At 73.7% G+C, this 7,834-nt stretch carries 5 protein-coding genes; 1 reads left to right on the top strand and 4 read right to left on the bottom strand.

The window, feature by feature from the left end; genetic code table 11:
* Positions 1-924 carry an NAD(P)-dependent oxidoreductase gene (locus VMV22_09795; protein HUY22622.1) on the bottom strand — a complete coding sequence of 308 codons (924 nt, stop codon included), beginning with the start codon at positions 922-924 and terminating at the stop codon, positions 1-3.
* A gap of 88 nt (positions 925-1,012) precedes the next feature.
* Complete coding sequence (locus tag VMV22_09790) at positions 1,013-2,149, bottom strand: beta-ketoacyl synthase N-terminal-like domain-containing protein (protein ID HUY22621.1); 1,137 nt, start codon at positions 2,147-2,149, stop codon at positions 1,013-1,015.
* Between the two features lie 515 nt (positions 2,150-2,664).
* Here VMV22_09790 and VMV22_09785 point away from each other — a divergent pair.
* The gene (locus VMV22_09785; protein ID HUY22620.1) at positions 2,665-5,241 is read left to right on the top strand and encodes an EAL domain-containing protein; all 2,577 of its coding nucleotides are present in this window, start codon (positions 2,665-2,667) and stop codon (positions 5,239-5,241) included.
* Between the two features lie 16 nt (positions 5,242-5,257).
* Here the strand turns inward: VMV22_09785 and VMV22_09780 are convergent, their stop codons facing one another.
* Both VMV22_09780 and VMV22_09775 read right to left on the bottom strand, forming a co-directional pair.
* Entirely contained in the window at positions 5,258-6,430 is a 1,173-nt protein-coding gene (locus VMV22_09780; GenBank protein HUY22619.1) for a hypothetical protein, read from the bottom strand.
* On the bottom strand, positions 6,427-7,731 hold the full coding sequence (locus tag VMV22_09775) for a hypothetical protein (protein HUY22618.1): 1,305 nt from the start codon (positions 7,729-7,731) through the stop codon (positions 6,427-6,429). The genes VMV22_09780 and VMV22_09775 overlap by 4 nt, the downstream gene beginning before the upstream one ends.
* Positions 7,732-7,834 lie beyond the last annotated feature (103 nt).

The raw sequence follows: 7,834 nt of genomic DNA, 5'->3' as shown, positions 1-7,834 counted from the left end.
TCAGTAGCCGGCGACGGGGTCCACGACGCCGATCAGTTCCTCGCCCGCACCGAAGCGGCGGACGTTGTCCTCCACGCGCCGCGCCAACAACCGCATGACGGCGCTGGAGTTTCCCGCGCTGTGCGGCGTGACGAGGCAATTCGGCATGCTCCACAACGGGTGGCCGTCGGGCAGCGGCTCGGGATCGGTGACGTCGAGCGCGGCGCCGGCGATCGCCTGGGACGTCAGGGCCTCGACGAGGGCGTCGGTGTCGACATGGGCACCGCGGCTGACGTTCACCAACCACGCCCGCCGGTGCATGGACTCGAGCTCGGCGCGGCCGATGATGCCCGTCGTGTCGGGGGTGAGGGCCAGGGCGAGCACCACGAGGCGGGCGTCGGGCAGGGCGTCGTGCAACGACGCGGTGGTGAGGGTACGCGCCGCCCCGGGGAGCGGGCGGTCGCTCCGGCGCACGGCGGTGACGCGCGCCCCGAAGGGTGCCAGCAGGGCGATCAGTGCGGCGGCGATGCCGCCCCCGCCGACGATGGTGACGGGCTGGCCCATGAGCGAGCCCACCGACATGGGCTCCCATGCCGACGCCCGGGCCGATGGCACGACGGCGTGCACGCCGGCCAGCGCCAGGGCGAGCGCGTGCTCGGCGATGAGCGCCGAGTGCGCACCCTTGCTGCACGTCCACGTCCGGCCGCCGAAGCGCCGGGCCGAGTCGAGGAACCGCTCGATCCCGGCCCCCGGCAGGTGCACCCACCGGATGCCCGGCGACCGTTCGAGGATGCCGTCGAGGCCCTGCACGTCGGACCAGTCGACCCACACGAGTGCCTCGGCCTCCTCGGGGACGACCACGCGGCCACCCCCGGCGACGACGGCATCGGTGGCGAGCCGCCAGTCGGTGGGCCCGACGGCGACGAGGGGCACCGACGGGCTCACGGCCGGAATCCTACGACGGCGGCTGGGGTGATCGAGCCTGTCGCGCCTGCCGCCGTCGCGCCTGCCGCCGTCGCGCCTGCCGCCGCGCTCAGGCGGGCGCGGCCTCGAGGACCATGACGGCGTTGTGGCCGCCCATCCCGAGTGACGACTTCACGACCGGGCCCTCGACGCACGCAGTGGGCCCGTCGAGCAGGCGGGGATGCCCCTTGGCCACGCGGGGCGGCGCCGGGATGACGCCGCGCTCCAGCCCGTACAGCGCGGCCGTGAGCTCCACCGCGCCGGCGGCGCCCTGGCAATGGCCGGCCAGCGGCTTCACCGAATAGATACCCTCGGCGGCCGGGAACATGGCGTCGAGGACGGCGGCCTCGGCGGTGTCGCACTGGCGCGTACCCGGGCCGTGCGCGTTGAGGTACGTGATGTCGAGCGGGTGCACGCCGGCGTTGTCGATGGCGCCTGCGAAGGCCCGGAACACCTGCGCGTGGTCGGGCGCGATGTGGATGGCGTGGTGGCCGTCGTGGGTCATGGCGCCGCCGAGGATGTTGGCGTACGCGGCGCCGCGGCGCCCCGACACCACGAAGCCCACGGCCGCCTCGCCGCCTGTGAAGCCGCGGCTGCCTTCCTGGAACGGCCGGCAGGCGTCGAGCGACGGCGAGTCGACGAACAGCACGCCCACCCTGTTGAACGCCGCGCAGTTCTCCGGGGTCAGCGAGAGGTCCGCCATGAGCACGAGGACGTCGTCGGCCATGCCCGCGTTGATCCACATCTTGGCGGTCAGCAGCCCGGCGACGCCCGAGGCGCACATGGCGGTCACGGCCATGGTCGGGCCGTGGAAGTCGAATTCCTGGGCGACCTCGGACAGGACCGTCGAGGGCATCAGGCTCACCCACTCGCGCTTGGAGGCGTCGAGCCCGCCGCGGTGGTGGTAGTCGCGCCAGGCATCGACGTCGCCGAGCACGTAGCCGTGGACGATGCCGACCACCCCGCCCGGGCGCCAGCCCCGGTCCATGGCGTCGTGCACCGCCTCGCGGGCGGCGTGGCGGATGGCCCGGGTGTAGCGGGTGGGCCCGTCGGAGGGGTCGCCCTCGTCGGCGATCCGGGCCACCCAGGCGATGTCGTGTTCGAAATGGGGGGAGAAACCGGGCGTGGGGCGCAGCGCCGGCTCGCCCGAGAGCATGCCCTCGATGAGCAGCTTGTGGCCCCAGCCATAGCCGGTGACGGCACCCACACCACACATCGAAACGGGCTCACCGACACGTGTCGCATTCGTCTTCGTACCCTGCGGGGTTGCCATGGACATCGTCCTGGCTCCTTCTGGTCGATCGGGGAGGGGCCACAGAGTACGGCCCGGGTCACGTGTTCGTAAAGGGGCTGTTGTGGCTTATCGGCCGCCCGGCCCGTGGCGGCGGCCGGGGTGGTAGATCCACCAGATATGGTGGTCACCTCGGGCATAGGCCACCACATCTTGTGCTTGATGATTCGGGGAAGGGCCGGGGGGCGCGACGGAGGGCCCCGACGCCGGCGCGCCGTGGTCCGGGGCGTCCGACAGGGCCAGGGGACGTCTTTACCGTGCTCACGGGTGGGTTCGTGCGCCTGTCGCCCGCCCGGCCGGGAGCCCGGTGACCGCCCGCCCGGGCCCGAAAAACACCGCCAAAACAGGCACGGAAAGTGATGATGACGCGCGCAACGTGGCGTGCGGCGGGTGGGGTCAAGGTCCCCCCCCGGGGCGCCGATAGCCATTGCATGGCCGAAGCACGTCTCGGGCCGGTGCGACCCGCGCCCCCGCTCGCCCGACGAGGATTCCTCGACGAGCCCCCTGACTCGGCCCGCCATCTGTCGACGGTGTCGGACCTCACCAACGTCGTGGTCTGGGAGCTCGAGGTGCCCGGGCCCGGCGTGGTGTGGCACGCCCCCTTCGCCCGCCTGCTGCGGGGCCAGCCGGTGGGCGGCGTCTACCGGGTGCCGCCGGGCGAGGACGGCCGCACGGTGGCTGCCGACGAGCTCGGCGACGCCGTGCTGGGGCCCATCGTCGAGACGGTCAAGGCCGGCATCACCTGGGAGAACTACGAGCTGATCCAGGAGTTCGAGGCGCCCGACGGCGGCGTGCACCGCCTGCTCGTCCGGGCCGTGTCCGTGCCCGACGAAGGCATGGCGCACTTCCTCGGAATCGTGGCCGACGTCACCGAGCCCGGCGACGTCCCGTGGGTCACCGCCGACGTCGGCGAGCGCCTGCAGCTCCTCGTGGAGCACTCCCCCGACGGGATCATCGTCCACCAGGACGGCCTCATCGTCTACACCAACCCCGCGGCCGTGCGCATGGTCGGCCTGTCATCGGCGTCCGACGCGCTGGGCAAGCCCATCACGTCGTTCATCTCTCCCGACGACCTCACCGCCACCATCGCCCGCCTCGCCCAGCTGAAGGAGCCGGGGGACGTGGTGAAGGGCTTCGAGGCCACCCTGCTGCGCCCCGACGGGCAGCTGCCCGTCGAGATCGCCAGCGCCCGCACGAGCTGGAACAGCAAGCCCGCCTTCCAGGCCATCATGCGCGACGTCTCGGAGCGCAAGCTCGCCGAGGAGGCGGCGGCGGCACGCGCCGCGCTCGAACGGCGCTACGCGGCGGCCGTGGCCGCCCTGGAGGAGGGCGTGGTCGTCATCGACCGCGAGGGCACGGTGGCGGCGGCCAACGACTCGGCCACGCGCATCCTGGGCGACCGCCTGCGCAACGGGCGCGGCGACGACATCTTCACCGGCGGCAACCCCGCCCAGCGCGAGGACGGCACGCCCTTCCCGCCCGAGGCGCTGCCCCTGGCGGCCTCGCTGGCCCGGCATGCGGCGACGACCAACGTGGTCATCGGCGTGCGCGACGACGAGGGCAACGACCAGTGGCTGTCGGTCAGCTCCCGCCCCCTGGGCGACGGGGAGGGGACCGACACCGCGGCCGTCGTGTGCTCGGTCTCCGACATCACCGACCGCAAGCGGCTCCTCGACCGGCTGGCATGGGAGGCGCGCAACGACCCCCTCACGGGGCTGGCCAACCGCAGTGGCTTCCTGACGTCGGTGCAGAGCGCCATCGAGGAGAGCGACCCGGCCGACATGGCGGGTTTCGTGATGTTCTTCTTCGACCTCGACCGCTTCAAGCTCGTGAACGACTCGCTCGGCCACGCCGTCGGGGACGAGGTGCTCCTGGCGGTGGCCGAGCGCCTGCGCGCCTCGATGCCCGACGTCATCAGCCTCAGCCGGCTCCACGGGGACGAGTTCGCGGCCCTCGAGCGTAACGTGCCCGACACCGACGCCGCCCTGCAGCGGGCCGAGGAGCTGCGCGCCATCCTGTCACGCCCCGTCCACCTGAGCACCGGTCGCACCCTGGCGGTCACGCCCAGCATCGGGCTGGTGCGGTTGGCCGACGTGGGCCGCGAGGCCTCGGACGTGCTCCAGGACGCCGACATGGCCATGCTCCAGGCCAAGACGCGCGGCCGCGGCCGCGTGGCGATCTTCGACGCGGGCCTGCGCGACGAGGTCGGGAGCCGGCTCGAGCTCGAGCACGACCTGCGCGTCGCGGTGGACAACGGCGAGCTGCGCCTGGAGTACCAGCCGCTCGCCTCGCTGAGCAACGGCCGCGTCCTCGGCCTGGAGGCGCTCGTGCGCTGGGAGCACCCGCGCCGGGGGCTGCTGCTGCCGGGCCGGTTCGTCGCGTTGGCCGAGGAGTCGGAGCTGATCGTGGCGCTCGGGCAGTGGGTGCTCGAAGCGGGCTGCGCCCAGATGGCGCGCTGGCGGACCATGTACCCCGAGGCCCAGGACTCCTTCCTGGCCGTCAACGTCTCGCCCCGGCAGCTCGACGGCCAGCAGCTGCTGCCCGCGCTGCGAAGCGCGCTCGAGAGCAGCGGGCTGCCGGCGGGAGCGCTCATGCTCGAGATCACCGAGTCGGGCCTCGTCTCCGACGACGGCCACCTCACCGGCATGCTCGACGAGCTGCGCGAGGTGGGCGTCCGACTCGCCATCGACGACTTCGGCACCGGCTACTCGTCGCTCAGCCACCTGAAGAAGCTCCCCGTCAGCCACATCAAGATCGACCGCTCCTTCGTGAGCGGGCTCGGCACCGAGACCGAGGACGAGCGGATCGTGGCCGCCATCAACGAGCTCGGGCACGGACTGGGACTGCGGGTGGTGGCCGAGGGCGTCGAGAACCGCCAGCAGCGCCACGTGGCGCGCCAGCTCGGCTGCGACCTCTACCAGGGCTACCTGCTGGCCGAGCCGCGCCGGCCCCGCGACATCCCGGCCTTCTGGCGGCCGCGGTCGTCGGCGGCCAAGGCGGCCAGCTGACGCCGCACCGGCGGCGTCACGCCCCGGGCGGTCCCGTCGAGCGGTCGGCGGCCTCGCGCAGCAGGGTCTCCAGGAGCACGGTGGCCACCGGCGTCGCCGCCGAGCGGTCGCGCACCAGGTAGTGGTGCTGCAGGCCGGGCGTGCCGTTCACCTCGAGCACGACGCCCCCGGCCTCCTCGAGTGACCGGCGCGGGTCGGGCGTGACCACGTCGACGCCGGCGAAGCGCAGGCGGGCCAGGCGGGCGGCCGACGCGGCCCGGGCCACCAGCGCCGGTGGGAGGTCGCGCGCCGTGGCATTCTCCGCCGCGCAGTTGTCGCCCACGTTGCCCTTCACGGCCACCTGCTCCCCGGCGGGGACGACCGACCGCAGCGTGAGCCCGCCCCGACGCAAGGCCAGCTCACAGTCGAGATCGATCTTGATCGCCCGGCCCACCTCGTCGTCGGCGACGAGCCGGCGGTGGTTCTCGGCGGCGATGAGCTCGGCCACGGTGGCCCGCCCGTCGCCGGTGACGGTGGGGAGGCTGCGGTGCACGGCGTCGAGGAGCTCGCCGTCGAGGAAGAGGAGGCGGAACTCCTCCCCCTCCACCTGGCGCTCCAGGACGATGCGGTCGTTCCACACCGAGGCCCACAGCCAGGCGCGCCACAGGTCGTCGACCGTCTCGACCCCGCACGTCACGCCGTAGCCGCCGCCGGTGTCGCTGGCGGGCTTCACCACCCACCGGCCTCCGCCGGCGGCGAGGTGCGCCGCCGCCGAGGCGATGTCGCCGCGGTGCGCCTCGACCTGCTCCGACACGGGCACGCCGTGGGCGCCGAGCACGGCCGCCATGAGCGACTTGTCGAGGGCCAGGGCGATCGACACCGGGTGGTCCACCATGGCCAGGTTCCGGCACACCATGGTCTCGACCCCGTCCCGGCGGACGAGCAGGAACCCGCCACCGAGCTCCTCCACCTCGGCGCCGGCGGCGTCGGCGGCCGCCTGCCAGATGCAGCGGTAGGCGGCGGCGTCGTTGCGCCCGAGGGCCTGGGTGTCGTCGGCGGGGCGGCCCTTCGACCGGTGCAGCGCGGCGCGCAGCCCCCGGGCGCGCAGGCGCTCCACCCGGTGGGCGACGGCCAGGCCGGGACCGCCGGCACGCGGCAGCGTGTGCAGGGCCCGGGTGAGGGCCGACGGGCGGCGGCGTGCCCCGGTCACGGGGTCGAGGTCGCTGCGGGGCCGCCCCGGTCGTCCCCCGACGGCACGGCCGGTGCGGCCGGCGACGGCACGGCCGGTGCGGCCGGCGACGGCACGGCCGGGCGCCGGGCGCCGGCGCCCATGCGGCGGAGCCCGGCGCGCACGCCGGCCAACCACGGCTTGGGATCGGACCAGGCGAAGGTCGGGAAGTGCTGCACGTGGGCCACGGTCCGGAGCCACTCGGTCGTCGAGAGCTCGCCCGACGCCCGGTAGGCGCGCAGCGCCCGGAGGTCCTCTCGCGGGAACCACAGGCTGACGTCGTCGCGGAACGACTCCAGGGGGGGAAGCCCCCGCCCCACCAGGCGGTTGTAGGCGAGCAGGGCGAAGTCGATGCCCGCCAGCCGGGCGAGCCCGTTGGCCATGGTGAAGCGGGGGTTGCACTCGATGAGCTTCAACTGGCCATCGCGCTCGTCACGCTTGAATTCGACGTTGCCGAGCCCCCGCAGGCCCACGCCCTGGAAGAACCGCAGCCCGAGCTCCGCCACGTCGGGCTGCCACTTGGTGACGTGGTACGTCCCCGTGCCGAAGGCGATCGGGAACTGGCGGGGTTTGCGCTTGGTGAAGTGCAGGAGGGGCTCGCCCTCCTCGTCGAGGTAGGTGTAGTACGAGCAGAAGCGGTCGTCACCCCCCGGGATGATCTCGGTGATGAGCGCGCCGACGTCGACCGAGAACAAGATGCCCACCGCCGCCGCGAGCTCGGCGTCGTCGTGGACCACGGTGCCCTTGGACGATTTGTACCCCGGGAGCTTCCGGACCGCGGCGTCGGACCGCGTGGGCTTGACCGCGCACGGGAAGGTGAGGCCCTCGTCGAGCGCGGCGCTGGTGTCGTCGGGACGGTGGGCCGTCACCATGCGGGGCGCCACGACGCCGATGGCGGCGGCCAGGCGGTAGGTCTTCGTCTTGTCGAGCATGGCGAGCAGCACGTCGTCGGCGGCCTCGATGGGGAGGTGGCCGGCGTCGATGAGCGTGCGCCGGTGGCGCGCCACCAGCTCGACGCCCTCGTCGCAGCACGGCAGCACGACGGCGGGCTCGTCGAAGCCGGCGATCCAGTCCATCCAGCGGTCCTTGACGTCGACGCCCGCCTCCGGCCCGAAATGGACGTAGCGCCGGCAGTACCGGGAGTGCCGCCCCAGGCAGTCGGTGACGTCGTCGCTCAGGATGACGACCTCGACACCCGCGCTGCCGAGCGACCGGGCCACGCTCAGGGTGGTCACCGCCCCGCCGAGCAGGATCGCCGGGGGCAGGGCGCGGCGGGGCCTCACGGCCCGGTCCCGGCGGTCGTCTCGATATTCCGCGTCAGCGCGGTGGGCCCGGACAGCCGGGTCACCCGGTCGACCTCACGGCCCGGGATCGTAGTCGTCGCAC

This window comes from Acidimicrobiales bacterium (genome assembly GCA_035531755.1).
GTDB lineage: Bacteria > Actinomycetota > Acidimicrobiia > Acidimicrobiales > UBA8190 > DATKSK01.
This window is presented reverse-complemented; position numbering and strand designations above follow the sequence as displayed.